Origin of the sequence: Prochlorococcus marinus str. MIT 9312, from assembly GCF_000012645.1 — a bacterium.
GTDB classification, from domain to species: Bacteria; Cyanobacteriota; Cyanobacteriia; order PCC-6307; family Cyanobiaceae; genus Prochlorococcus_A; species Prochlorococcus_A marinus_L.
The window spans coordinates 1,334,898-1,360,885 of record NC_007577.1 but is presented as its reverse complement, the minus strand read 5'-3'; the positions used below and the strand labels follow the sequence as shown (position 1 = coordinate 1,360,885).

General features: G+C 32.0%; 27 protein-coding genes. 14 read left to right on the top strand and 13 right to left on the bottom strand.

Annotated elements, in window-relative coordinates:
- Nucleotides 1-52: 52 nt before the first annotated feature.
- Entirely contained in the window at nucleotides 53-991 is a 939-nt protein-coding gene (gene rnz / locus PMT9312_RS07475; RefSeq protein ID WP_011376991.1) for a ribonuclease Z, read from the bottom strand.
- An 88-nt stretch (nucleotides 992-1,079) separates the two neighbouring features.
- On the opposite strand from rnz, the gene PMT9312_RS07470 reads away from it, so the two are divergent.
- The gene (locus PMT9312_RS07470) at nucleotides 1,080-2,255 is read left to right on the top strand and encodes a SpoIID/LytB domain-containing protein (protein WP_011376990.1); all 1,176 of its coding nucleotides are present in this window, start codon (nucleotides 1,080-1,082) and stop codon (nucleotides 2,253-2,255) included.
- A 3-nt stretch (nucleotides 2,256-2,258) separates the two neighbouring features.
- On the opposite strand, the gene truB is transcribed toward PMT9312_RS07470, so the two are convergent.
- Nucleotides 2,259-3,182 (bottom strand): tRNA pseudouridine(55) synthase TruB, encoded by a 924-nt coding sequence (gene truB / locus PMT9312_RS07465; protein WP_011376989.1) that lies wholly within the window; start codon nucleotides 3,180-3,182, stop codon nucleotides 2,259-2,261.
- Nucleotides 3,183-3,325: 143 nt separating this feature from the next.
- Between truB and PMT9312_RS07460 the strand changes: the two genes are divergently transcribed.
- Nucleotides 3,326-4,000: a class I SAM-dependent methyltransferase gene (locus tag PMT9312_RS07460; RefSeq protein WP_011376988.1), complete on the top strand. Its 675-nt coding sequence runs from the start codon at nucleotides 3,326-3,328 to the stop codon at nucleotides 3,998-4,000.
- Here the strand turns inward: PMT9312_RS07460 and rpmA are convergent.
- Nucleotides 3,993-4,253 (bottom strand): 50S ribosomal protein L27, encoded by a 261-nt coding sequence (gene rpmA / locus PMT9312_RS07455; RefSeq protein ID WP_011376987.1) that lies wholly within the window; start codon nucleotides 4,251-4,253, stop codon nucleotides 3,993-3,995. The two genes, PMT9312_RS07460 and rpmA, sit on opposite strands and share 8 nt — an antisense overlap.
- Before the next feature lie 9 nt (nucleotides 4,254-4,262).
- The gene (gene rplU, locus PMT9312_RS07450; protein WP_011376986.1) at nucleotides 4,263-4,703 is read right to left on the bottom strand and encodes a 50S ribosomal protein L21; all 441 of its coding nucleotides are present in this window, start codon (nucleotides 4,701-4,703) and stop codon (nucleotides 4,263-4,265) included.
- A 145-nt stretch (nucleotides 4,704-4,848) separates the two neighbouring features.
- Between rplU and kaiB the strand changes: the two genes are divergently transcribed.
- Nucleotides 4,849-5,166, top strand: coding sequence for a circadian clock protein KaiB (gene kaiB / locus PMT9312_RS07445; RefSeq protein WP_011376985.1), 318 nt, complete (start codon nucleotides 4,849-4,851; stop codon nucleotides 5,164-5,166).
- Nucleotides 5,167-5,238: 72 nt separating this feature from the next.
- A complete protein-coding gene (gene kaiC, locus PMT9312_RS07440; protein WP_036924033.1) occupies nucleotides 5,239-6,768 on the top strand; it encodes a circadian clock protein KaiC in 1,530 nt (509 codons plus the stop codon).
- Here the strand turns inward: kaiC and PMT9312_RS07435 are convergent.
- Nucleotides 6,765-8,834, bottom strand: a complete 2,070-nt coding sequence (locus tag PMT9312_RS07435) for a HAMP domain-containing sensor histidine kinase (RefSeq protein ID WP_011376983.1) — start codon at nucleotides 8,832-8,834, stop codon at nucleotides 6,765-6,767. The genes kaiC and PMT9312_RS07435 overlap by 4 nt on opposite strands.
- A gap of 3 nt (nucleotides 8,835-8,837) precedes the next feature.
- Complete coding sequence (purD, locus tag PMT9312_RS07430) at nucleotides 8,838-10,169, bottom strand: phosphoribosylamine--glycine ligase (RefSeq protein ID WP_011376982.1); 1,332 nt, start codon at nucleotides 10,167-10,169, stop codon at nucleotides 8,838-8,840.
- A gap of 132 nt (nucleotides 10,170-10,301) precedes the next feature.
- Between purD and purC the strand changes: the two genes are divergently transcribed.
- Genes purC through msrA form a run of 7 tightly spaced genes read left to right on the top strand, consistent with a single transcriptional unit; the run spans nucleotide 10,302 to nucleotide 17,169 of the window.
- Nucleotides 10,302-11,030, top strand: coding sequence for a phosphoribosylaminoimidazolesuccinocarboxamide synthase (gene purC / locus PMT9312_RS07425; protein ID WP_011376981.1), 729 nt, complete (start codon nucleotides 10,302-10,304; stop codon nucleotides 11,028-11,030).
- Nucleotides 11,031-11,076: 46 nt separating this feature from the next.
- Nucleotides 11,077-13,215 (top strand): BamA/TamA family outer membrane protein, encoded by a 2,139-nt coding sequence (locus tag PMT9312_RS07420; RefSeq protein WP_011376980.1) that lies wholly within the window; start codon nucleotides 11,077-11,079, stop codon nucleotides 13,213-13,215.
- Nucleotides 13,216-14,064: a UDP-3-O-acyl-N-acetylglucosamine deacetylase gene (gene lpxC / locus PMT9312_RS07415; RefSeq protein ID WP_011376979.1), complete on the top strand. Its 849-nt coding sequence runs from the start codon at nucleotides 13,216-13,218 to the stop codon at nucleotides 14,062-14,064.
- 5 nt (nucleotides 14,065-14,069) lie between these two features.
- On the top strand, nucleotides 14,070-14,528 hold the full coding sequence (fabZ, locus tag PMT9312_RS07410; protein ID WP_011376978.1) for a 3-hydroxyacyl-ACP dehydratase FabZ: 459 nt from the start codon (nucleotides 14,070-14,072) through the stop codon (nucleotides 14,526-14,528).
- A gap of 4 nt (nucleotides 14,529-14,532) precedes the next feature.
- Nucleotides 14,533-15,375: an acyl-ACP--UDP-N-acetylglucosamine O-acyltransferase gene (gene lpxA, locus PMT9312_RS07405; RefSeq protein ID WP_011376977.1), complete on the top strand. Its 843-nt coding sequence runs from the start codon at nucleotides 14,533-14,535 to the stop codon at nucleotides 15,373-15,375.
- Nucleotides 15,372-16,550, top strand: a complete 1,179-nt coding sequence (gene lpxB, locus PMT9312_RS07400; RefSeq protein ID WP_011376976.1) for a lipid-A-disaccharide synthase — start codon at nucleotides 15,372-15,374, stop codon at nucleotides 16,548-16,550. Before lpxA ends, lpxB begins: the two co-directional genes overlap by 4 nt.
- 16 nt (nucleotides 16,551-16,566) lie before the next feature.
- The gene (gene msrA, locus PMT9312_RS07395) at nucleotides 16,567-17,169 is read left to right on the top strand and encodes a peptide-methionine (S)-S-oxide reductase MsrA (RefSeq protein WP_011376975.1); all 603 of its coding nucleotides are present in this window, start codon (nucleotides 16,567-16,569) and stop codon (nucleotides 17,167-17,169) included.
- 11 nt (nucleotides 17,170-17,180) lie between these two features.
- On the opposite strand, the gene PMT9312_RS07390 is transcribed toward msrA, so the two are convergent.
- Entirely contained in the window at nucleotides 17,181-18,653 is a 1,473-nt protein-coding gene (locus PMT9312_RS07390) for a leucyl aminopeptidase (protein WP_011376974.1), read from the bottom strand.
- Between the two features lie 24 nt (nucleotides 18,654-18,677).
- On the bottom strand, nucleotides 18,678-19,289 hold the full coding sequence (locus tag PMT9312_RS07385; RefSeq protein ID WP_011376973.1) for a hypothetical protein: 612 nt from the start codon (nucleotides 19,287-19,289) through the stop codon (nucleotides 18,678-18,680).
- A gap of 151 nt (nucleotides 19,290-19,440) precedes the next feature.
- Between PMT9312_RS07385 and PMT9312_RS07380 the strand changes: the two genes are divergently transcribed.
- From PMT9312_RS07380 to pyrF, 3 genes are read left to right on the top strand one after another with little or no spacing between them, the layout of a single operon-like run.
- The gene (locus tag PMT9312_RS07380; protein WP_011376972.1) at nucleotides 19,441-19,764 is read left to right on the top strand and encodes a DUF1825 family protein; all 324 of its coding nucleotides are present in this window, start codon (nucleotides 19,441-19,443) and stop codon (nucleotides 19,762-19,764) included.
- 19 nt (nucleotides 19,765-19,783) lie between these two features.
- A complete protein-coding gene (gene tyrS, locus PMT9312_RS07375) occupies nucleotides 19,784-21,022 on the top strand; it encodes a tyrosine--tRNA ligase (RefSeq protein WP_011376971.1) in 1,239 nt (412 codons plus the stop codon).
- A 6-nt stretch (nucleotides 21,023-21,028) separates the two neighbouring features.
- Nucleotides 21,029-21,757 (top strand): orotidine-5'-phosphate decarboxylase, encoded by a 729-nt coding sequence (gene pyrF, locus PMT9312_RS07370; protein WP_011376970.1) that lies wholly within the window; start codon nucleotides 21,029-21,031, stop codon nucleotides 21,755-21,757.
- Here pyrF and plsY read toward each other — a convergent pair.
- Genes plsY through PMT9312_RS07345 form a run of 5 tightly spaced genes read right to left on the bottom strand, consistent with a single transcriptional unit; the run spans nucleotide 21,741 to nucleotide 25,908 of the window.
- On the bottom strand, nucleotides 21,741-22,334 hold the full coding sequence (plsY, locus tag PMT9312_RS07365) for a glycerol-3-phosphate 1-O-acyltransferase PlsY (RefSeq protein WP_011376969.1): 594 nt from the start codon (nucleotides 22,332-22,334) through the stop codon (nucleotides 21,741-21,743). The two genes, pyrF and plsY, sit on opposite strands and share 17 nt — an antisense overlap.
- A gap of 5 nt (nucleotides 22,335-22,339) precedes the next feature.
- Nucleotides 22,340-23,350, bottom strand: a complete 1,011-nt coding sequence (locus PMT9312_RS07360; protein WP_011376968.1) for a DUF3086 domain-containing protein — start codon at nucleotides 23,348-23,350, stop codon at nucleotides 22,340-22,342.
- Between the two features lie 35 nt (nucleotides 23,351-23,385).
- Nucleotides 23,386-23,790 carry a DUF3119 family protein gene (locus tag PMT9312_RS07355; RefSeq protein ID WP_011376967.1) on the bottom strand — a complete coding sequence of 135 codons (405 nt, stop codon included), beginning with the start codon at nucleotides 23,788-23,790 and terminating at the stop codon, nucleotides 23,386-23,388.
- Nucleotides 23,791-23,794: 4 nt separating this feature from the next.
- The gene (locus PMT9312_RS07350) at nucleotides 23,795-24,550 is read right to left on the bottom strand and encodes an MlaE family ABC transporter permease (RefSeq protein WP_011376966.1); all 756 of its coding nucleotides are present in this window, start codon (nucleotides 24,548-24,550) and stop codon (nucleotides 23,795-23,797) included.
- Nucleotides 24,551-24,561: 11 nt separating this feature from the next.
- Nucleotides 24,562-25,908 (bottom strand): MFS transporter, encoded by a 1,347-nt coding sequence (locus tag PMT9312_RS07345; protein ID WP_011376965.1) that lies wholly within the window; start codon nucleotides 25,906-25,908, stop codon nucleotides 24,562-24,564.
- Nucleotides 25,909-25,988 lie beyond the last annotated feature (80 nt).

The window sequence follows — 25,988 nt, the reverse complement described above, 5'->3', positions numbered from 1 at the left end:
TTATTTCATGGGTTGGTCATTTACAACGCTCCTGCTAACGAACTGTTGCAGTTTATTTAATATCTGCCACCAGAAAATCTTTGGCTAGGTGAGTATTTGGAAAAACTTTTTGCGCCTCTTTAAGCAAATCACTTGGTGTAATTGAATTTTTACTAGTGTATCTTGGACTTAAATGAGTAATAATTAATTTTTTTGTATTAGATAATAATGCTGTTTTAGCAGCCATAATTGTTGTGGAATGTAATTTTTCATAGGCCATGCTCTCATCCTCCTGAGAAAATGTCGATTCATGTACTAGCAAATCGGCATTTTTTGATAAAGACACCGCTGATTCGCTAAAAACAGTATCCGTGCAATAAACGAAACTTTCACCCTTTCTAGGAGGTCCGCAGAATTCTTTCCCATTAACAGTCCTTCCATCTGGTAATAAGACTTCTTTACCTTGTTGCAGTTTTGAATAAATTGGTCCAGGAGCTATTTTCATAGACTCTGCTTTTTTGATATCAAATATGCCTGGCTTGTCTTTTTCGCTTACTCGATATCCATAGGCAGGTATTTTATGTTTAAGGCATGCGCAATTTACTTTGAGCTTGTTGTTTTCAAATAAAATTTTATTTTCTGATGCAAAATTTTCAACTTCCACAAAATGCAATGGAAACGACAATTTGCAAAAACTACTACTAAGTGCAGAACTTATAAAACTTCGTAATCCTAAAGGACCATAAATTTCAATACCATTACTATTGCCTGATAATCCTAGAGTAGCCAAAAGTCCAGGTAAACCATATATATGATCTCCATGCATGTGAGTAATAAATATCTTCTTGATTTGCGAAGATTTTATATTACTTTTCATTATTTGATGTTGTGTTCCTTCTCCACAATCAAAAAGCCAGACTTCTGATGACTGTGATAACTTAAGTGCTAAGGAAGAAACATTTCTTGTTAAAGAAGGTACTCCAGAACTTGTTCCTAAGAAGGTGATATTCACTTATTATGATATTTTTATTTTTATATCTGGATTAAATCTAGACTTTTAGTCAAACTTAGGCAAATTAAGAATTTGTTTTTCAAACAAAGTGATACTTAAATTAAATAAAATCTTTTGTAAATCGTGTTTGATTAGTATTTTATTTTTTTGTACTTTTCAGAGTGAAACCGTTTTTGCATCTTACGAGCCAAAAATAAGGGTTTTGATTTTAAAAAATAAGAACATAAGGATTAGATCAGATAAATCAATACCTTTAATCATAGATGGAAAAATTTTCTCAAATAAAAAAATAAAAGGTTTAACTTTGAAAAATGAGAAAAATAGAAGAATTTTGTATTTTGATAAGAATAAACAAAAAAAATATAATTTAAAAAGTAATCAAAAATTTCAACTTAGATCTTCTGATAGAAGAGGAATTTGGGTAGGTCAAAAAAGATTCTCAGGTAAAATTAATCTCTTTGTGCTGGATTCTGAAATATTGGTAGTGAATGTTTTGGGCATTGAAAAATACTTAAGCAGTGTGGTGGGATCAGAGATGCCAGCAAAATGGCCTATGGAAGCATTAAAAGCACAAGCAATTGCTTCAAGAACTTATGCTTTAAAGCAAAAGGGAAATAATTTATTTGACATAGATTCTACCCAGAGAAATCAAGTTTATAATGGTTTGGAGTCAAGAACTTACAAAACTATCAGAGCTGTTAAAAGTACAAGATCTTTGGTTTTGACATATAAAAATAAATTAATTAATGCTTTGTTTCATAGCAGCTCAGGGGGAATGACAGAAAATAGTCAAGATGTATGGAAGAATAAATATCCATATTTAACAAGTGTGAAAGATTTTGATAAAAAGAACCCAAAATTTAGATGGCAAAAAAAATTTTCAAACAAAGAATTAACAAATTTATTTCCCAAGATTGGAGGTATAAAAAATATAGAGATTCTAGATATTACTAGTACAGGCAGGGTAAAAAATGTAAAACTTTTTGGAGCTTATGGTTCTGATCAAATGTCTGGTGTAGATTTAAGAAAAAAATTAGGACTTAATAGTAATTTCGTAAGATTTAAATTTTTTGAGGAAGAACTAAATAATAAATTCCCTATGAAAAAAGGTTTAATAGTTTTAGGACAGGGATCTGGACACGGAGTAGGAATGAGTCAGTGGGGTTCTAAATATATGGCATCTAAAGGCCAAAAAGCTGAAAAAATATTAAAGCATTACTACAGGGGTGTGCAGATTAAACCTTTTAAAAAAGATTATCTATAAAAATTATTTTGCATTAAGGACTAATTTTGGGTTTATATTAGTTAGTTCTTTATTTAAGAAGCCAATCCCGAGTAGCATTTTTCTTTTATCTACTACCTTTATGGGTTTTTTATTATCAAAATTGTTACCTTCATTAAAGTAATTAATATCAAATTTAATTGCTCTTCCAGTTTGCCAAAAATTGATATCTTCTTCTTTATTTAAGATTAATGTTGAAATGTGATTAAGAGCAGAAATTGTTGGAATAATAAAATTTGACGCATTTTTTTGGTCTATTCCTTTTTTAATATCAGATATTTTTATAGAGTTTTTTTCATGAAATCCACAAGCTGAAATTCTTTTTAGCTGTAGAAGGCACCCCTCGGAATTAAGAATTTCACCTAAATCTCTTGCAATTGCCCTTATATATGTACCAGCAGAACAATTGATTTTTAGTTCTATGATTCCGTTTATTTGGTCCCATTTCATTAAAATGAGTTCGTCTATTTTTACTTCTCTGGGTGCTAATTCAAAATTTTCATTATTAAAAGATTTTTTATAAGCTCTCTCACCATTAACATGAACACTAGATACTTTTGGCGGAATTTGTTTAATTAATCCTCTGAATTTATTTAAATATTGATCTAATTTCTCATCACTGATTTTAGGCCAACATTTTTGATTAATTATTTCTCCATGAATATCATCAGTGTTAGTTCTTATCCCTAATTTAATTTGTCCAATATAAGTTTTACCCTGAGGAAGATATTGAATGAATCTTGTTGCACTCCCTATTGCAATTGGTAATGTTCCTATAACCTCTGGATCAAGAGTTCCTGTGTGTCCAACTTTTCTTGTATTTAACAACTTCCTTATTTGTTTAACACAATCATGAGAGGTGCAGCCTTTATCTTTATTAATTACTAAGAATCCATCTTTATTTTCCATTTTTAATATTAAGAATACTTTGAGAAAGATTTATTACCATCCTATGATTTTTAATATCGGAAATTAAAAGTAAGAAATTGAAAAATAATAGTTCTATATTAAAAGAGTTTTTAGATAATGCTTTCAATCTGAAATCACATTTAATGGAATTCTTATCTATTAAAGAATGTGATTTAGATGAATTTCTTGCAAATGCAAAGATGAATTTGGCAAATTTACATCCTGGAGATGCTCTAAGTGATGTTTCAGATTTTTATACTGATATTGTTGGAGATCGCCATGTTGCTGATCTTGCTGCTTGGCATATGACAAGCAAGAATTACATCGCAGATACTTTAAAACTTCAGCATAGATTTTCTAGAGATTTAGTTTTAGATTTTGGAGGAGGGATTGGAACACATGCCTTAGCTAATGCTATGTCTTCAAAAGTTGAGCATGTTTTTTTTGTAGATATTAATGAAACAAATAGACGCTTTGTTGAATACAGGGCTAAGGAATTAGGAGTCGAAAAAAAGCTTACTTTTTGCAAGACAATTGAGGATGCACAAATATCAAAATTTGATACGATAGTTTGTCTTGATGTTTTGGAACATCTTGAAGATCCATCTTCTCAAATTGAGATTTTCAATGAGTTTATGGATTGTAATTCTATTGCTTTATTCAATTGGTATTTCTATAAAGGAGAAAACGATGAATATCCATTCCATATCGACGATAGACAAATCGTTGAAAAGTTCTTTAAGACACTTCAATCAAACTTTTTAGAAGTTTTTCATCCTATTCTCATAACTACAAGAGCTTATCAGAAAATTAAATAACTACATTAACTCTTTTTCTATTCCTTAGATTTCTTTTAATGCTTTCGAAACTTACGGTTCCTTCTTTGAGTGCAAAAAGCGTGTCATCTTTTCCTTTGCCAACATTGATTCCTGGCAAAAAGGATGTACCTCTTTGGCGAATCAAAATTGATCCTGCAGTTACTTTTTCTCCACCATAGGCTTTTACTCCCAGTCTTTTAGAATTTGAATCTCGACCGTTTCTTGTAGAACCTGTTCCTTTTTTATGTGCCATTAGAAATGTTTAATTTGTAGATTTTTCAGATTTTGGTTTAGTTTCCTTTTTAACAGTTTCCTTTTTTGCAGAAGACTTAGGAGCACTTTTACCTAATGAGATTGATTTTACCATAACTCTTGTAAGTTCTTGTCTGTGACCCATCTTTCTTCTTGTCTTTTTTTTCGGACGCATCTTGTATACAAGAATTTTCTTATCTCTTTTGTGAGAAACTACTTCTAATTCAATTTTTGCATCTTTGACATAAGGTTTACCAATGGTAATCGAGTTTTTATCTTTTAAAAGTAAGATTTTTTCAAGTGTTATCTTATCTTTCTCTTTTGCATTTAACCTGTCTATGTCATAGTATCTATTAACTTCGAACCAAAATTGTTGACCAGAAGTTTCTGCTATTGCGTACAACTCATTACCATTAGTAGAATTGTTTGAAGAGTTTTTAGAATTTGTCATGTCTTAAAGACGCTATTAGGCTCAAATTTATAATTTGATTAAGCCAAATAAGCAATCATAGTAGTTTGTTTATTTTCTTATTTTGTAGTGTAATAAGTCAAGGGTTGTTTTAAATCTTTGTATATCAATTTGAGGATCAATAACAATGGCAGCAAGAAAAACATATATTTTAAAACTTTATGTTGCTGGAAATACTCCTAATTCAATGAGAGCTTTGAATACTTTAAGAGAAATATTAGAAAATGAATTTAAAGGAGTCTATGCTTTAAAGGTTATCGATGTTCTTAAACAACCACAACTTGCAGAAGAAGATAAGATTTTAGCTACACCAACCTTAGCTAAAATTTTACCTCCACCAGTAAGAAGAATAATTGGTGATCTTTCAGATAGAGAGAAAGTTTTAATCGGTTTAGATCTGCTTTTTGATGAATTAACTGAAACTGAATATAGTGGAGATAAATAACATATAGAAAAATTTTATAATTAAATATAAATCATATATTTATTTTTAATTTCGTTTCTTTAGCAAAAAACTATGAAAGATAAGAAATTTGGCAAATCAAATAAAATGCAAGTACAAAAATTGCCTACAGGTATAGAAGGCTTCGATGATGTTTGCAGAGGTGGTTTGCCTGTATCTCGAAGTACACTTATTAGTGGTACTTCAGGTACTGGCAAAACTGTTTTTTCGCTTCAATACTTGCACCATGGAATTTGCAACTTTGATGAGCCTGGTATCTTCGTTACATTTGAGGAGTCCCCTTTAGATATCATTAGAAATGCTGCAAGTTTTGGTTGGGATTTACAAGAATTAATTGATCAAAATAAACTTTTTATTTTAGATGCTTCTCCTGACCCCGATGGTCAAGATGTTGCGGGCAACTTTGACTTATCTGGTCTTATTGAAAGAATTAGTTATGCGATTAGAAAATATAAAGCTAAAAGAGTTGCAATAGATTCAATAACTGCAGTTTTTCAACAGTATGACGCCATTTACGTTGTTAGAAGAGAAATTTTTAGACTAATAGCAAGATTAAAAGAAATAGGAGTAACAACAGTTATGACTACAGAAAGGGTTGATGATTATGGACCTATTGCTAGGTATGGAGTAGAAGAATTTGTATCTGATAATGTTGTCTTATTAAGAAATGTTCTTGAGTCAGAGAAGAGAAGAAGAACTTTAGAAGTTTTGAAGTTAAGAGGAACTGTACATATGAAAGGAGAATATCCATTCACTATGGGAGCCGATGGTATAAGTGTATTCGCACTTGGAGCAATGCGATTAACACAGCGATCCTCAAATATTAGGATTAGCTCTGGAGTGAAAGATCTTGATGATATGTGTGGTGGAGGATATTTTCAAGATTCGATTATCCTTGCCACAGGAGCTACTGGTACAGGTAAGACAATGCTCGTATCAAAATTTGTGGAAGATGCGTATAACAACAATGAAAGAGCAATACTTTTTGCATATGAAGAATCCAGGGCTCAATTGCTTAGGAATGCTACTAGTTGGGGAATAGACTTTGAAAAGATGGAAAGTGATGGGTTATTAAAAATTATTTGTGCATATCCTGAATCAACTGGTTTGGAAGATCACTTACAAATAATAAAAACGCAAATTAATCAATTTAAACCCAAGAGAATGGCAATAGATTCTCTCTCAGCTTTAGCCCGAGGTGTAAGTTTGAATGCATTTAGACAGTTTGTAATTGCAGTCACTGGTTATACAAAACAAGAAGAAATAGCAGGATTTTTTACTAATACTGCAGAAGAATTCATGGGAAGTCATTCTATTACTGATTCTCACATCTCAACAATTACAGATACTATATTATTGCTCCAATATGTTGAAATAAAAGGAGAGATGGCTAGAGCATTAAATGTTTTTAAAATGCGAGGATCATGGCATGATAAACGAATAAGAGAATTTATAATCACCAATAAAGGTCCCGAAATCAAAGATTCTTTTTCTAACTTTGAACAGATATTTAGTGGTGCCCCTCATAGGGTAGTTCCTGATCAAAATGTTCAGAATATTTTTAGAGGACTAGATAATAATTAGATGAATTTACTTACTTCAGAGTTTGAAAAATTATCTGTATTGTTAATAGTTTGAGTTAATAATTCATCTTTATCTGATTGTGCCAATGCTAAATCAAACCAGAAGGTTGTTCCAATTCCTAATTCACTAGCCATTCGAATTTCTCCACCATGTTTTTCAATTATTCCTCTCACTATAGATAACCCCAAACCTGTTCCTTGCTCAGTATGAACAGCATTCTCTACTCTAAAAAAACGGTCAAAAATCTTCTCTTGATCCGTTTGAGATATCCCAGAACCTGTATCGGCAATCTCAATTCTTACTTTTGGTAATGGTGAAACTAACTCGCATTGAGGCGCTCTATCATTTTGTTTACTTGGAGGAAAAGCAGGACAGGAATCTGGCCAAGCATAAGCTCTTATCATTAGGTTGCTATTTTTGGGACTGAATTTTAATCCATTGCCCAGTAAATTATCAAAAACTTGTAAAAGTAAATCAAAATTACCAAGAATTGGAGGTATATTTTCTTCTATATCATGTGCTAATGAAACATTTTTTTCTGTAGCGTTAAGTCTGTAATTTCTGAGAGTCTGTTCTATTGCCGCTTTTATATCCATTTCTTCTAATTGAATTATTTTCCCTGACTCCAATCTTGATAAATCTAATACATCATTCACTAGTCTTGTAAGCCTATCAGTCTCTGAATTCGCAATACCCAGAAATTCGAGTTGTTCTTCGTTTGAGAGTTGGTCTTTTAAATCATGTAAGGTCTCCACGTAACTTTTTATGTTAAAAAGTGGTGTTCTTAATTCGTGCGAAACATTACTAATAAATCTGTTTTGTGCCGCATTTAGTTCTACCTCTCTTGTAAGATCTTGAATTGTTACGGCGATACCTTTTAATTCAACTTTGTTTGTATCTAAGACTGATTGTAAAACAATCCTTAAAGTTCTTGCCGGTTCTCCTAAGCTAAACCTTAAATCATCTTTCTCTTTTTCTCTATTTAGAATAGATTCTATATTTGTATGTAAGTCATTAGATAAAATTTCGGGGATCTCATTTAAAAAATATTTTCCTTCCAAGAATCTTCCTTCCCAACGGAATAATCTTTTTGCGGTTGGATTAGTAAGTACTATCTTTCCTTGGGAATCCAATAATATTGCACCATCAGCCATAGTAGCTATTAGTGATTGCTGCTTTATTTGAGCGGCTTTAAGTTCTTCAATATTTGCCTCGTCATAATTTTCTAACTGAGTAGCCATTCGGTTAAATCCATTTAAAAGTTCTCCTAAATCTCCTGTCATAGGTATAGAAATTCTTGATTTAAAGTTTCCTTTAGAAATTTCCCTGACACCCCTTACTAACTCTCTTACAGGTCTAGTGATTGTTAGTGCATTGAATACAGCTCCCAGTATTACTAAAACCCAAATAGAGATAAAAACTGCTATGGTAATTTCTCTTGTAAGTGCAGCACTCGCCAAGGCTTTTTTATTAGGTGTAACTCCTAAAGCTAAAGTTCCAAGATATTTCCCTTTCCAAAGCATTGGGACAAATACATCTGTTACTTGACCTTGAGGTGTAACATGCTGCCTAACTAAAGGAAATTGCGGTCTTTTCTTTAATTCTGATGGAAGTTTTAACCTTCTAGTGAGCTGTAATTGACTATCTGAACTTGTTGTAGTGGCACTAATCGGTATTCCAAGTTGAACAATGTCCTCAGCATCAGTAAAAAATATGTAACGTAGATTCCGACTTGATCTCCAAAACTTTTCAGCTACATTTGAGATTTCTTTTTTTTGATTATTAGCAACTAATTCTGTGACATTACCTGATAACAATAATCCAAGATCTCGAGCATATCTAGTATCATTCATTCCTGCATCTCGTTGAATACTATTTAGTGCAAAAAATGTTATTCCTGTCATTAGGAGACTTACAACGAGAGTTGCTATCGCTAACAATTTTGTTCTTAAACTAAACCCACTCCACCAAGCAATTATCCTATTAGTCCAATAGTTGTTATGAAAATCTTCATTATCACTGGTACTATTATAATCTCTACTATCTTGGTTCTTGGTATCTACCATAAGCTAATTCTCCCTAGAAAATTTTTTTCTAACTTGATGCCCTATATCATTTCTAAAGTAAATTCCCTCAAAATTTATTTCTTTAAGATTTTTATATGCTTTTTCAAAAACCATATCAAAATCTTTTTCTTGACATACAATACTTAGTACTCTTCCTCCATCAGTTAATAATTCTCCATTTTTATTTAAACAAGTACCTGAGTCAAAAATTTGACAATCACTTGAGTCAATCTTTCCTATTTTTATTGGAAATCCAGTTAAATATTCCTGTGGGTATCCTTTTGAGGTCGCTATTACGCAACCACTAACCTTATCAGGATTATCAATTTTTTCATCACCTGTTAAATTTCCCATTGAGCATTTTTCTAAAAGAAATACAAAATCTTGATCCATTAAAGGCATTATTGTTTGACATTCTGGATCTCCAAATCTGCAATTGTATTCTATAACTTTCGGCCCATATTTTGTGATCATTAATCCAAAATAAATTACGCCTTTATAATCAATATTTTTTTTATTTAGTTCATCTATTGTCGGTTCAATTATCTCTTTGATTATCCTATCAAGGTAATCTTTTGTTAAAAGTGGAGCAGGAGAATATGCTCCCATTCCACCTGTATTTGGACCTTTATCTTGCTCATTTAGGCGTTTGTGATCTTGTGCAGTTGGAAGTAATATGTATCTCTTCCCATCACATAGAGCAAAAACTGAAACTTCTGGACCCTGAATTTTTTCTTCTAGAACTACAATATCCCCAGATTTTCCAAATTTACCATTAAATATGGATTCTGCCGCTCTATAACATTCATCTTTTGACGCGGGAATAAAAACACCTTTTCCTGACGCTAGACCATCTGCTTTGACTACCAGTGGTATTGATGATGAATTGATAATTTTTGTGGCTTCTTCAAGAGAATTGACGGTCCAAAATTTTGCAGTTGGAATATTTGCGTCTCGCATAAATTCCTTTGCCCAAGATTTGCTATATTCCAATCTTGCTCCATCTTTACCAGGGCCAAATACTTTATAGTCTTTTTTGCGAAGAAAATCGGCTAATCCATTTGCTAAAGGTACTTCAGGTCCTATTACAATTAAATTTATTTTTAAAAAATCAAGTTTTTCGACTAATTTATTTTTATTGTTTATGTCAATTCTTATTCTTTCACATTTATTTATTCTTTCTGAGCCGGCGTTACCAGGGATTAAATAAACTTTTTTAACTAATTCATTTTTTTGAATAGCCCAAGCCAAAGAATTTTCTCTCCCGCCATTGCCAATTATTAAAACATTTTCTAATCTACCGTAGTCTTTAGAACTTGTTGAATTTATACTCATTAATTTGTTTTTGAAGGCTATTAGGTTTCGATGAATAATCAGTTAAAATGAAATAAACTATAAAAAGTTGATCTCTACTAAATATGTTAATTACAAATCTTAATTTTAGTAATCAAATGAGGTCGTAAATTAATGAATAATAAATATGAATTAATTTATGAAGGTAAAGCAAAAAAAGTATTTTCTCATGATGATGTAGATAAAGTATTTATTGAATTTAAAGATGATGCAACAGCTTTTAATGCGTTGAAAAAAGCAAAATTTGAAGGGAAGGGCAAACTTAATTGTCTTATAAGTTCAAGAATTTTTGAACTTCTTGACAAGAGTAATATTCCAACTCATTTTCTTGAACTTAAAAATGAAAATATAATGATTGCACAAAAAATAAAAGTAATTCCTTTGGAAATTGTCCTTAGAAATACTGCATATGGTTCTTTATGTAAACAAACGACTATTAAATCAGGTACTATACTTGCAAAACCATTAATTGATATTTATCTGAAAAATGATGAACTTAATGATCCGTTAATAACAAAAGATAGAATTGAATTAATGAATATACTAAGCTCCAAAGATTTAGATTTAATAATAAATTTAACTTTAAAAGTTAATACAATCCTGAAAAGTTTTTTTAAAAATATTCAGCTTCAACTTGTAGATTTCAAGTTGGAGTTTGGCTATAATTCTAAAAATAAAATACTTCTAGGGGATGAAATAAGTCCTGATAATTGTAGATTGTGGGATCTAAATCAGAAAAATGATACAATTGTAAGCCTAGATAAAGACAGATTTAGAAATGATTTAGGTGGTCTAATTGAAGCTTATAGTGAAATAAACCGAAGAATAAACGATTTCATTTAACTCAATTCAAAAATTAATGCTTCAGATTCCATAATCAAAAAATACTATGCAAAAACATTCTTCAAAATTTAGAAAGGTTTTCACAAATATTGCTTGTTCTCCTCTGATTTTGATATCTAATAATTCAGAACTGGCGGCAAAGTATTTGCCAAATGAAGTTGAGCAATCAGTAACAAATTTAGAAATAAACAAAATTAAAAATGGTTTATTTCAAGCAGTTGATATTAAACATGAAAAAAATTTCTTTATTGCAGAGAATAAAGAAAATATCAATCAAGAAAGTGTTCTTGTCTCAGAAATAATTATTGAAGGGTGGGAAAATCATCCTGGGGGGAGAAAACTTGAATTGGCGGCATATGATTCTATGAGTATAAAGCCAGGAAGTATTGTTGATAATCGAATTTTAAATCAAGACCTAAATTCAATATATGCTACTGGTTGGTTTTCAGGAGTTAAAATAAAGTCTCAAGATGGGCCATTGGGAGTACGACTAATTGTAAATGTAGTGCCTAATCCAATTTTGAAGAAAGTAGAACTTAAACCAGAAAATTCAGTAATCTCTAATGCATACGTAGATAGTATTTTTAATAATTTTTACGGAACAACACTTAATCTAAATGAATTTCAAAATAAGATAGAAATAATAAAAAAACGTTATGAAGATGAGGGTTATTCTTTAGTTAGAATTAATAGTCCAGATAGAATTTCTGATGACGGGGTAATAATACTAAATGTTTCTGAAGGGATAATATCTGATGTTAAGTTTAGATTCCCAGGATCTGACGGTGAATCTATTATCGATGGAAAACCTAGAAAAGGGAAAACAAAAGACTGGGTCATAAAAAGAGAGCTAAAAACGCAACCTGGAACCGTATTTAATAGAAAAATTTTAGAAGCAGATATTAAAAGACTTTATGCTACATCACTTTTCAATGATGTAAAGGTTTCTCTTGGTCCTGATAATTTAAATCCTGGTAAAGTCATAATCTTTCTAGATTTAAGTGAACAAAGAACAGGATCATTAACTGGTGGCCTTGGTTATGCTACTCGTTCAGGCATTTTTGCCACAATTGGTTTGCAGGAAACAAATGCATTAGGTAGAGCATGGTCTACTAGCATCAACCTAAATTTTGGAGAATATTCAACAACCTATAATTTTTCTCTAACTGATCCATGGATTAAGGGAGATAAACATAAAACTGCTTTTAGAACAAATGTTTTTCTGAGTAGAGATTATCCACAAGAATTTAGGAGTGAAAATAATGGAAAGTTATACGCTGTAGATGATAAAACACCATCAAATGCTGATACTTTTTCATCAATAGTTTTAGAAAAAACGGGAGGAGGATTTTCTTTCTCAAGGCCACTTAATGGTGGAGATCCATTTAAGCCTTCTAAATGGAGAGTTCTTGGAGGAATGAATTTTAAGGAAGTAAAGATGATTGATGGTAGTGGTGAAAAAAGAACTTATGCTGATAGGACGCCAAGAACAACAAGAGAAAACATAACAGATATTATCTGTATTGGATACTCTCCAAATGATGGGTCATGCCCTGGAGAAAATACATTGGTCAGTTTTATTGCAAGTACAACTAGAAATAATTTGAATAATTCTGTAAATCCAACTTCAGGAAATAAATTAAGCTTTGGTACTGAACAGTTTGTTCCAATCGGGGAAAACTCTCCAACTTTCAATAGAATGAGAGCATCGTATTCATACTTTATACCAACAAAGTTGATAAATTTTACGAAAGAATGTAGGTCTAGTAATGCTAATAGTGAAGATTGCCCACAAACTATTGGTTTTCAATTGAAGGCAGGAACCATTGTTGGTGAATTGCCTCCTTATGAAGCATTTTGTATGGGAGGAACATCATCTGTCAGAGGTTGGGCATCTTGTGATTTGGCTGTCAGTAAAAGTTTTCTTGAAGGCACAATAGAGCATAGGTTTCCTATATGGAGAATGATATCAGGAGCTTTATTTGTTGATGCAGGAAGTGATTTAGGTTCTCAAAAGGATGTTCCAGGTAAACCTGGTAAATTATTGCAGAAATCAGGTGCTGGTTATTCGCTTGGTGGGGGAGTTGGAGTGAAAACGCCTATTGGTCCATTAAGACTAGATATTGCTAGTAAGGACCTAAGTGGAGATTGGAGATATACACTTGGAGTTGGATGGAAGTTTTAAGTGTTTTCTTGGCCTACTAATTATGATTCTTGCTTCACCTTGGCTGGTGTTATCTCCAGAGAAGGAATAGGCCTTCATAGTGGAGAAAAAACAAGACTTAAAATATCTTCTTATGAAAAAGAAGGATATTATGTTTCTTTCAGAGATAAACCCAATGAGATTTTTAAGCTAACTCAAGATTTAATTGGAAGTTCGATGCTTTGTACGGCGGTTAAATTAGGAGGGAGGAATTTATATACTATTGAACATTTATTATCTTCAATGGCTGGTTGTGGGTTAAGTTATATTCATATCGAAGTTGATGGGAGAGAGATCCCGCTTTTAGATGGATCCGCAATTCAGTGGGTTAGAGCTTTTGAAGAAGTAGGCATAAAGAAGGCACCTAAACCAGATAATTTTTTTCGAGAAATTAATAAATCAATAATTTTAAATAAAGAAGGCTCAGTTATAGCAGCAACTCCCTCTGAAAAAACTACAATTATATCAACAATAAGTTTTTCTTATAAAGTAATTGGAAACCAAACTTTTGTGATTGATTTAAATCCAAAAAGTTTTGTTGAAATGATTGCTCCAGCAAGAACATTTGGTTTTAAGGATCAATTTCAGGAGTTAAGTGAACTTGGATTAATAAAAGGAGGAAGTTTAGAAAACGCTCTCGTTTGTGATGGTGATGCATGGGTTAATCCACCGTTAAGATTTAATAATGAACCAATAAGACATAAAATTTTAGACCTAATTGGGGACTTGGCTTTGGTAGGGTTACCTAAGGCACAAATTTTAGTTTATAAAGGATCACATTCTTTAAATGCTTTATTAGCCTCATCGCTAAAAAATCAACCTTATCTTTAATTGTTTTGGACAATAAATTATCCAGTGAAAATAATCAACTCTCCTCTGAGAAAATACTAGGTTTGTTACCTCATAGATATCCTTTTGCTCTTGTGGATAAAGTCATAGAGAATATTCCTGGGGAAAGAGCTGTTGCAGTGAAGAATGTAACTATAAATGAGCCCCAATTTCAAGGACACTTTCCTGAAAGACCTTTAATGCCTGGAGTTCTTATTGTTGAATCAATGGCTCAAGTTGGGGGAATAATAGTAACTCAAATGCCTGATCTTCCTAAGGGACTTTTTGTATTTGCGGGAATCAATAATGTTAAATTCAGAAAACCTGTTTTACCTGGAGATCAGTTGATAATTACTTGTGATTTATTGAGTATTAAAAGACAAAGATTTGGCAAGGTTAAAGGAGAGGCACACGTTGATGGTAATTTGGTTTGTGCTGGAGAATTAATGTTCTCATTAGTTGATTAATAATATGAAGAATAAAAATAATAAATTAAAGGCAGCATTTGGAGGCGTTAAAGTTCATCCAAATGCCTTTGTTGACTCAAGTGCAGAATTGCATGATGGAGTCATTATCTCTCAAGGAGCTATTGTCGGTCCTAATGTGTCCATTGGGAGAGGAACCGAAATAGGAGCTAATGCTGTTATTAAGGGAAGAACTCAAATTGGTAATAACAATAAAGTGTTCCCAAATGTTTTTATAGGTCTGGATCCGCAAGATCTTAAATATAAAGGGGCCTCTACGGAGGTGATTATTGGTGATAATAATACTTTTAGAGAATGCGTAACTATAAATAAGGCAACTGATGAAGGAGAAAAAACTATTATTGGTAATAATAATTTGTTAATGGCTTACACTCATATAGGCCATAATTGTGAACTTGGTAATTGGATAGTTTTATCAAATAGTGTTCAAGTTGCAGGACATGTAAAGATTGAAGATAAAGCGATTATTGGTGGCTGTTTAGGTATTCATCAATTTGTACATATTGGATATTTAGCAATGATTGGAGGAATGACGAGAGTAGATAGAGATGTACCTCCTTTTTGTTTAGCTGAAGGACATCCAGGAAGATTGAGAGGTCTAAATAGGATTGGGATTAAAAGAAGTGGTTTGATGGAAAATAAGGACTTTGATTTAAAACTTTTGCAAAACACGTGGAATTTACTTTTTAAATCTAATTATGTAATTGCTGATGCATTGGAAATGGCATTAAAAGACACATTAGATCTTTCTTCAAAACAATTATGTGATTTTTTAAAAGAATCAATATCAAAAGAAAGACGAGGCCCAATGCCTTTAATAAATGAATGAATAAAAAGATATTTATCAGTACCGGAGAAGTCTCTGGAGATTTACATGGGGGGTTATTGTCAAAAGCGTTATTTGATGAAGCGGAAAAAAAATCTTTAGATTTAGAAATTTGCGGTTTAGGTGGGGAAAGGATGAAGAAAGAAGGTGTAAAAATTCTTCAAGATACTACATCAATTAGTGCAATAGGAATTTGGGAGGCTTTACCTCTTATTATTCCCACAATAAGAATTCAAAAAAGATTTTATAAATTACTAAAAAAATATCCTCCAGATTGTTTAATTTTGATTGACTATATGGGTCCTAATATAAAAATTGGAAGAAAATTAAAAAGATCGAAGACTAAAATTCCAATTTTCTACTATATTGCTCCTCAAGAGTGGGCATGGAGGGTTGGCAATAATACTACAACTGATTTAATAAATTTTTCCGATAAAATTTTTGCAATTTTCAGACAAGAAGCAGCCTTTTATAAAAAGAGAGGTGGAAATGTCTTGTGGGTTGGACATCCAATGATCGATTTGACAAAAAAACTTCCTTTAAAGAAGAATGCCAGAACTATTCTTAACCTTCGCCCAAATCAAAACATTCTACTTTTAATGCCCGCATCAAGACCTCAAGAATTGAAATATATATTACCAACTTTTATGCGGACTGCCAGAAAATTACAAAAAAAATATCCAAGTTTAGTTGTCTATATTCCTTCCTGCAGGAAAGTTTTTGATGAAAGATTCAAAAAGGCCTTTAGAAAATATCAAGTTATTGGACAAGTAATTTCTCAAAAAGATAACGCAAAATTAAAGCCTTATATTTATTCGCTCACTAAAATAGCTATTTGCAAATCCGGGACAGTGAATATGGAATTAGCTTTATACGGAATACCACAGATTGTGGGGTACAGAGTAAGTAGGGTTACTGCATTTATTGCCAAAAAAATTCTTAATTTCAAAGTAAAATTTATTTCCCCTGTAAATTTGTTAGTTAATAAGTTAATAATCCCTGAATTTGTACAGGGAGACTTTGATGAAAAGAAAATCTTTTATAAAGCTTGCAGGATTCTGGACCTTACATCAGAAAAATCAAAAATTAAAAAAGGTTACACTCTTTTAAAAAAAGAATTAGGGGAAGAGGGCGTAGTCCAGCGAGCTGCTAAAGAGATTATTAATTCTATTATTTGAATTTTATAATAAAAAAATGAAATATTTCTTACCTCTAATAATTGCTCTTTCAATATTTATTAATCCTGTAAACGCTTTTGCAGAGGAATTGATTCTTGCAGGAGGTTGTTTTTGGTGTTTAGAACATGATTTAGAGTCATTAAAGGGGATAAATTTTGTACAAAGCGGCTATTCAGGTGGAGATTTACAAAATCCTACCTACGAAAATCATGAAGGACATCAGGAAGTGGTTTTGGTTAATTATGATTCCCAATTGGTAACTTTACCCGAGATACTTAGGCTCTATTTGAGAAATATTGATCCTCTGGACGGTAAAGGTCAATTTTGTGATCGTGGAGATTCGTATAGGCCAGTGATATTTTTTAAAGATGCAACTGAGGAAAGTGATGCAACAAATGCAATTGTTTCGGCCTCTAATGAGTTGCGAGTGCCATTAGAAAAAATAGCTGTAGAACTAAAATCAAAAGGTCAATTTTGGTTGGCTGAAGAATATCATCAGGATTTTGCTGAGAGAAATGAATTAAAATATAAGTTCTATAGATTCTCATGTGGGAGAGATCAGAGGTTGGATAAATTATGGGGGAATAACGCTAGATCAACAAATCTTTGGATTGAATGATTTTAAAATAGTTATTTATTTTTAATCCATTGAACAAGAGTTTTAACTCCAAAACCGGTTGCACCTGATGGATTAATTCCCTTATTTTTATCAGTCCAACAAGTCCCAGCAATATCAATATGAGCCCATTTAATCTCTGTATCAAAGAATTCCTCTAAAAACAAAGCAGCAGTTATTGACCCACCTGCCCTGGGACCTGTATTTTTCATATCAGCTATATGAGACTTTAAGCCTTCTTTATACGCTTTTTGTAAGGGCATTCGCCATAATTCTTCTCCAGCCTGGGCTGATGCAGCTTTTAGATCATTTGCTAGATCATCATTATTGCTCCAAAATCCAGCTACATCATTCCCTAATGCAACAACAATAGCTCCTGTTAAGGTGGCGAGATCTATTATTGAATCCGGTTTTAAATCGGATGCGTAAGTTAAAGCATCAGCTAATGTGAGTCTACCCTCTGCATCAGTGTTATTTATTTCAATTGTCTTACCATTAGATGCCTTAACTACATCTCCAGGATGTACTGCAGATCCATTTATCATGTTTTCGCAAGCTGCCACAATAAAATGTATTTCTAGTCCCTTTGGTTTTATTGCTCCAAGTGCTTTTGCCGCTCCTAACACTGCAGCGCTTCCGCCCATATCATATTTCATCATTTCAATTTGAGAGGCTCCTACTTTCAGGTTGTATCCTCCAGAATCAAAGGTTAAACCCTTCCCAACAATCGCAATCTTTTCTTTTATAGGCCCCTCTGACTTCAAAGTAAGGTGTATAAATTTAGGATCTAGATCAGAACCTTTTGCTACAGCTAAATATGCGCCCATTCCTAAATCTTCACATTCTTTTGCCTCTAAAATTTTTACTTCCAAACCATGATCTTTAGCTATTTGAGAAGCTTGCATAGACATTTCTTGGGGTGTAAGACTATTTGGAGGGGCGGCTACAAGTCTTCTGGCTAGTTCTACACCTTCACATATTTTTTCTGCCTCTTCAAAACAAATATTCTCAAAGCTTTTAAAATTCAAAAACTCTATTTCTTTAAGAACTTTTTTTTCATCTTTTTTCTTATTGAATCTATTGTCCTTATAAGCAGATAGTCTTGCTGACTCTGCTAATTGATTTATTTCTAGTTGTGAATTTATTAATTCCCAAGGTAGCAAGATACTGATTTTTTCATTTTTATCAACAGTTTTTCTAATTAGATTTCCTATGGAGTTTTCTATATCACTTTTATTGAGGTATTTCGATTTGCCAAGACCAACTATGATTAAAGTTTCTAATTTTTGATCTAAAAATTCAAAGCTTAAAGTTTCCCCTTTTTCTCCCTTGAATTTTTTTTGGGTCACTTTTTTTAGTAATAATTTTGGGTCAACAATAAATTTTATGTTTTCAAGTTGGCTTGCAATTTCTTCCTCTAAAACCCCAAAAATTAATGAAGCACCTTGCCAGTTATCTAGATTTTTTTGGAATGTGGAAAATTGCATTTGTAAAATGGATTTAATTAACTTTTAGTTGTTTGTGAAAGTAGTTGTCCACCTATCTCGAGTTTCTTTGTTAAAAGGTGGTAACCATAAATATATCAGTTGCTGTTCTAATTTACGTCTTAATTTTACTTCTTTAGGTACATCTAAGAAGAAACGAATATCTTGGTGACTTGAGAGATTGTTATGAGCAAGGGCTTCTTTATAGTTCATGAGGTAATTTTTACAGTCATGTTCTCCCTTCCATCTTTTATTTGCTGAATTTGTTTCTCCTATATAAAGGATTATTTTAGAACTCTCCATCGAGTCAATTACAAAATACATTGCTGGACCATTGTGTATATATTGATTGGTTCTCCAAAAGTTCAATGATAATGGGTGCAGGGAAAATGGATCAATTTTTCTTTCATTGGAAATTGTATTTATAGGAAGACTTGTTTGATGCAAAGTTTTATTGTGAATATCTTTTGAAATTTTGAATTGGTGATTATGGATTCTATTTCTCCATTCAGTCAGGATTTCTCCTTTGATTTTTAGATTATTTGAGTGTTGAAAATTAATTGATGTATTTACATTTGAACCAAATAATTCAAATTGCCTACTTTGGCTTGAAATATTATTTACGTTGAATTTTTCCAATAATTATGAAATATTTCTACTAAATCTAATTCTGAAAAAATATAAATCAAAGAATTATTTATAAACTAAAATTTATTAATGTTCTAATCAATTTAAAAGATTCTTGTTATGTTGTAATAGAGCCTCAATCTTGCGAAGTAAAAAAATAGAAATGGGATTTTTTGAGTCAGACATCGTTCAAGAAGAAGCTAAAAAGCTTTTTACAGATTACCAAGACCTCATGAAACTTGGTTCTGATTATGGAAAATTTGACAGAGAAGGGAAAAAAATGTTTATAAAAAAAATGGAATCTCTTATGGATCGTTATAAGGTTTTTATGAAAAGATTTGAATTGTCTGAAGATTTTCAAGCAAAAATGACAGTAGAACAATTAAAGACACAGTTAAGCCAATTTGGGATTACTCCTGATCAAATGTTCGATCAGATGAATAAAACTTTAATAAGAATGAAGGATGAACTTGATAAAACTTCTTAAATCTAACGGTTAAAGCTTCATGTCAGATAAATTAATATTGCCATCATGGCTGTCAAGAGGAATAGAAGAATACTTCCCGATTAAAGGAATAGATCAAACTTTTTCGGAGATAATTGATGATGCGAAAAAAAACAATAAAAAATTAAGGGTTAAACTCGGAATCGACCCAACTGGAACAGATATTCACCTCGGGCACAGCATATTGTTTAAGAAACTTAGGGCATTCCAAGATAATGGACATATTGCAGTTTTAATTATTGGTGATTTTACTGCTCAAATAGGCGACCCAACTGGGAAAAATAAAACAAGAGTGCAGTTATCTGAAAAACAAGTTAAAGATAATGCAAAAACATACTTAACCCAACTAGGAATGGGAAAGCCAGCTAATGAATCTATTTTAGATTTTGATTCAAAAGATAAAATAGAAATTAGATATAACAGTGAATGGTTAAAAGGATTAAATCTTAATTCGATAATTGAATTAATGGGTAGTGCAACAGTTAGTCAAATGCTAGCTAAGGAGGAATTTAATAAAAGGTATAATTCACAAGTTCCAATTGCTTTGCATGAATTCTTATATCCACTATTACAAGGTTATGATTCTGTAGTAGTTCAATCGGATATTGAGCTTGGAGGTACAGATCAGAAATTTAATATTGCAATAGGTAGAGATCTGCAAAGGCATTTTAAACAAGAACCTCAATTTGGTGTTCTGCTGCCAATTTTGACAGGTTTAGATGGAATTAAGAAGATGAGTAAATCAGAATTTAACACCGTTGGCTTGACTGAAGACTCTCTTTCAATGTATTCAAAATTAGAAAAAGTACCAGATAATATAATACCTACCTATTTTGAATTACTTACTGAATTAGATTTAAGTGTTCTTAATGATGCAAATCCTCGTGAATTGCAGAGAAGAATGGCTTTAGAGGTTACTACTTTATTTCACGGTGCCGAAGAAGCATCAAAAGCGCAATCTAATTGCGAAAAATTATTCCTTGGACATAAAGAGAAAGTTGGAGAAATTCCAGAGATTTCATTAAAAGATATTGTTTTTCCGGTTAAATTTTTTTACTTGCTAAGTTCTTTAAAATTATTCAAATCTAGCAGTGAGTCCAAAAGATCTATAAAAGGCGGCGGAGTAAAGATTGATAGCCAGAAAGTAATAAATCCCGATATAGTTTTTGACTCAAAAAAAGATTTAGAAGGTAAAATTTTACAAATTGGAAAAAAAATCATTAAGAGGTTTGAAAACTAAAAATAAATGAAAAATAGATTTAATTCAGAAGATAAAATAATATTGGCAATTGATGGACTAGATCTAAATCAAGCAAAATTACTTCTAGAAAAATGTCCTAGTATTAAGTGGGTGAAAGTTGGTTTAGAGCTTTTTGTGAGGGAAGGCCCAAGAGTTGTTGAAATATTAAAAGGTTTAAATAAAAAAATTTTTTTAGACTTAAAATTTCATGATATTCCAAATACCATGAGCGCAGCTTGTTTCCAAGTGTCAAAATTAGGGGTTGATATAATTTCTGTACATTCTTCAGCAGGTCTTAAAGCTCTTCAGGATTCAAAAAAAGCATCTTTAGAAGGAGCAAGTTTGGCCAATTTAAAACCTCCTTTTGTTGTAGGTATAACTGTCTTAACAAGTTTTTCTCTTAAAGATTTTCAAACTGATCTTGATCGGAAAAATTCAATTGAAGATAATGTATTGAGGCTTGCAAAGTTGTCTTTTGATGCAGAATTAGATGGATGTGTTTGTTCCCCTTGGGAAGTAAAAATGTTGAGATCGATTTATAAGAACAATTTTGAACTAATAACACCTGGTATTAGATTAAAGATTGATAATAAAGATGATCAAAATAGAATTATGACTCCTAATGAAGCCATAGATAATGGTGCTTCTAAATTGGTCATTGGTAGATCAATATCAAAAGCTTTAGACCCTAATAAAGCTCTGATAGAGATTTTTAAATCTATTGATTCTGATTAATTTTGGATTCTTCTCCTTTTAGCAATCTTGTTATGTTTGTTCTATGTTTCCAGATAACTAATAGTGCCACAATTAAACTTATAAAAAAGTATGAGTGCATATAATTACCTAAGTAAAAAAACATAAAAAAAGGAAGAAAAATTGCAGCTGAAATACTTGATAAAGATACAAATTTAGTTTTTGCTAATACTATTAAAAAAATTCCAAGAGATGCTAGTCCAACTTTCCAGGAAAGGGCTAAAAACATACCTAATCCAGTTGCAACAGCTTTCCCACCTTTGCCTCTAAGCCATATTGGCCATATATGTCCTGTGATAGCCGATATGCCTGCTATTACTTCTATTAATCCTTGGTCTGTGTAATGTTGAGCAATTTTTACTGCAATAAGACCTTTCCCAACATCAATAATAAAAACAATAAGTGCTGGCCATTTTCCTACATTTCTTAAGACATTTGTGGCACCTGTAGATCCAGAACCTATATTTCTTAGATCTATATTTTTAAGATATTTCCCAATTAAAAAACCTGTGGGAAGTGATCCTAAAAGATAACTTACAAAAATTATTAAAATATTCATAAGAATTAGTTTAGTTCAAGATCATCGTAAATTTCATTATCTGAGCCAGCAAATGCAATCCATAATGGGAATTGAAGTATTGGAATTTCAACAGATGTTTCTGCTGCATCAATAATAATAAATGGTAATTCTTCATTAGCTTCTAATCTATCAGCTCTTTCGATGACACCTTCAGGCCTTTCAAAAAGAACAATCCCACTATTAGGTCCAAAGTCATCTCTTGTGAGACCAAGTGAATCTTGGAGAATTCTTCTCCATTCTCCTAATCGTTCAGGCTGCGAAGCTAAAATAAGAGTCTGAAACTGATCTCCATATAATTCGCCAAGAATAGATATTAAACCCGCTGATAATAATGCATTTTTTTGTCGAGATCCTCTACTTTCAAGAGAACCTCTCCCTCCCATGTTAAAGAACCAATCATCCATAATTTCTATATCTGATGAATCAAGACTACGTCTTAATTTCCAAGGTTCAGCATAAAAATCAGGTTGTTCTGTAAAAGTTGAAAAGCAACTTTTAATAATCTTTTCATCTGGCTTAAATGTTTCTGAAAGAGCAGGAACATTCATCATATTATTTGTACTATTTTCTTGTTTTTTTTCATCTAGGGGAGATGGCTTTACGATTATTGGTTGAGAAACTAATTCTAGTTTCTCTACGTTGTGTGAAAGATTCTGCAAAGCCCCAGTTAAGTACTCTTGAAAGCCTTTAACTCTTTTAGCGATATTATCTGATTGTCCTTTAAAATTTGACTCAATATCTTTTTCTAATTCATTTTTTTTTGTTTCTAACTCTTTAATTTCTTTAAGTAAACAATCTTTTTTTGTAGTGAGATCGCTAAAAATCTCATTAGAAATTTCATCAAAAGATTTGTTCGTTTTGTCGCTTTTTGGAGCAATCTTTTTATTTTGCGTTGTGTTTTTCTTACTAATTTGTTTAGTTTTATCATCTGAAATTGACTTACCTATTATTAATTCCTTTTCAGGATTATTGTTTGAAATTTCTGTATTGGTCATTTAAATAATTTTGATGATTAAGCAAACAGTGAATTTTAGGAATTTTTAATTTCCAGGGAGTCAACTTTTTTTAAAAGTTCATCTTTTAATTGCTTTGGATTAAATAATATTGGTAATAAATGAGGACTAGACTTTTCCCTAAAATAAAAAATACCTGGGATACTAGGAAAAAAGAATTTCCATGATATCCAGTTCTTGAATGGAAAAGTTCTAATCTCCTTCCCTAATTGTAAAACGATAAAATCATCATTTGTTATTTTTATTCTTAAGGTAAATGACTGAAGCAATAAAAAAAAGCTAAAAGATGCACAAACTATTGTTGGCAAAGAACCAATATTCAAAAATAAAAGCATAAAACTTAAAAATATAACAATGACGGGTAACTGAAATGATGGAGATATGATAACTGAGTCTTCCTTTTTTGATTTAGTGTTAAACATAGAATCATCCAAATAATATTTGTGTTAATAATACATCCATTAAAGATACAGTAACGAGAGTCATTACAACAGCGCCTGTTGTACTTGTCCCAACTTCTTTTGGACCACCTTTAGTAGTGAGTCCATATCCACAGGCAATAATTGAAATAATTAATCCGAACACTACAGATTTTATTAACATTGAAGTTAAGTCTGTACTGGTTAAACTTACATTACCTGATCTTACAGATGTCCAGAAAACTATTGGAGGAACTTTATAAAAAATTGTGCTCCAAATTTGTCCACTCCATAAAGCTACAGATAAAAACAAAAGACACTGTATTGGAGACATTATTACCATCGATAGTAACCTTGGAACCACCAAATATTGGATTGGTTCAGTTCTTAACATTGTTATAGCATCAATTTGTTCTGTAACTTTCATAGTGCCCAGTTGAGCAGCATAAGCGGTGGCAACTTTCCCAGTCATTAAAGTAGCAGTTAGAAGAGGAGCCATTTCTCTAGCCATTCCTACTGCTAATAAACCTCCTATTTCACTTGATACCCCCATGCTTGTCAATTGTGATGCAACTTGAATATTAAAGACTGTCCCTGCTGCTATTCCTGTAATTAATACAATTAACAAACTTCCAGGCCCTGATTCCATTAGTTGTTCAAAAAGATCATTTTTGGAAATTTTACCTCTAAAGATAAAATTAATTGCTTGCCCGCCAATCATTATGCTGCTTAGAAGTCTTTTGAAAAACTTAGGGTAATACATAAATCTCTATATTAGTTCTTAATTAATTTTCGATCCCATCCCCTCATAACTAAAAGACCAATTATTACTAATACTGAGGGTATAAAACCAATACATAATCTAATCGTTAATTGTGCGGATGTACATTGTTCAATAATATTTAAACTATCTTTATCAACAAAGCATGATTGATAACCAGATAAATACAACAAAAAGCCTAATAATTGAACACTTAATGCGATGCCAATCTTCTGAATAAGTACCATCCAAGCAGTATATAATCCTGCTGGTTTTTCTGGATCTTCGTCTATTGCATCAGGAAGTAGCGACCAAGGTATAAGAAAAGCAGTTGAAGCTCCAATGCCAATAAGACAGATTATAAATATTAAAAGGATGAACAAAAGTATATTGCTTGTATTTAGAAGTAGGATATCCTCAACTTCTGAAACTTTTGATAAAGAAGGTAAAAATAAAGCTCCTGTACATGAAATAATCCACATAATCGCTCCATAGTTTAAGGCTGAAATTCTATTCAATCTATTTGATACTCTTGTCCATATTTGTAAACCTATTAAGGCGCTAATTTGGAAAGGTATCGGGATCCATTTCGCAATATCTGTTGGCACCCTAAGTACATCCTCTACATAGATTAACGCTACTGTTTGCATTAATTGTAAGGCGCACCAGAGCAAAATATAAAGCGTAATAACTTTGAGAAATTTTTTATTTCTGAAGATCCTTTTGAATTGAAGTGTTATGGCTTCTGCTTTCCCTGAAGGTCTTCTTGCTTTTTTTGCAAATGGAGCCAATCCCCAACAGGATATTAATGTTGTGGTAACTGCAATACACCCACTTATTTTACCCATTAAAAAATATTCATTATTTGCTGATCCTTCAGAACCTAAAACAAATCCAGCGATTATCAAGCCAGTTAGTCCAGCAATTATTGAGCCAGTAAATCTAGATGCGTTTAACCTTGTTCTTATGGCTGTTTTTTCAGAAATTTCAGTTGATAGGGCTGCAAAAGGAAGATTAATACTTGTATAAGCAGTCATTACGACTATAGAAATTAAGGCATAGTAAACAGTTTTGTTGAGCACTGAACCTGATGGAGTCCACCAAATTGCAGCTAAAGACAAACCAAGAGGAACAGATGCTGCCACCATCCAAGGTATTCTGGGGCCCCATCTTGATTTAGTACGATCACTTAACCATCCAATTAACGGATCATTTACTGCATCCCATATTTTTATTAACATTAATAATGAGCCTGCAATTATTACTGGTAAACCAGCAGAAATAAAGAATTTGAACAGGAAAAAACCAAATTGCGTCGCGACTAAACCCGTTCCTGCATCTCCTAGCCCATAAGAGAACATTAACCTTGTTGTTGATCTAATGATATTTCTGTTCGAGTGTGAATTTTCCAATCTTTTTACTTTGTTGATTGTTTGATAAT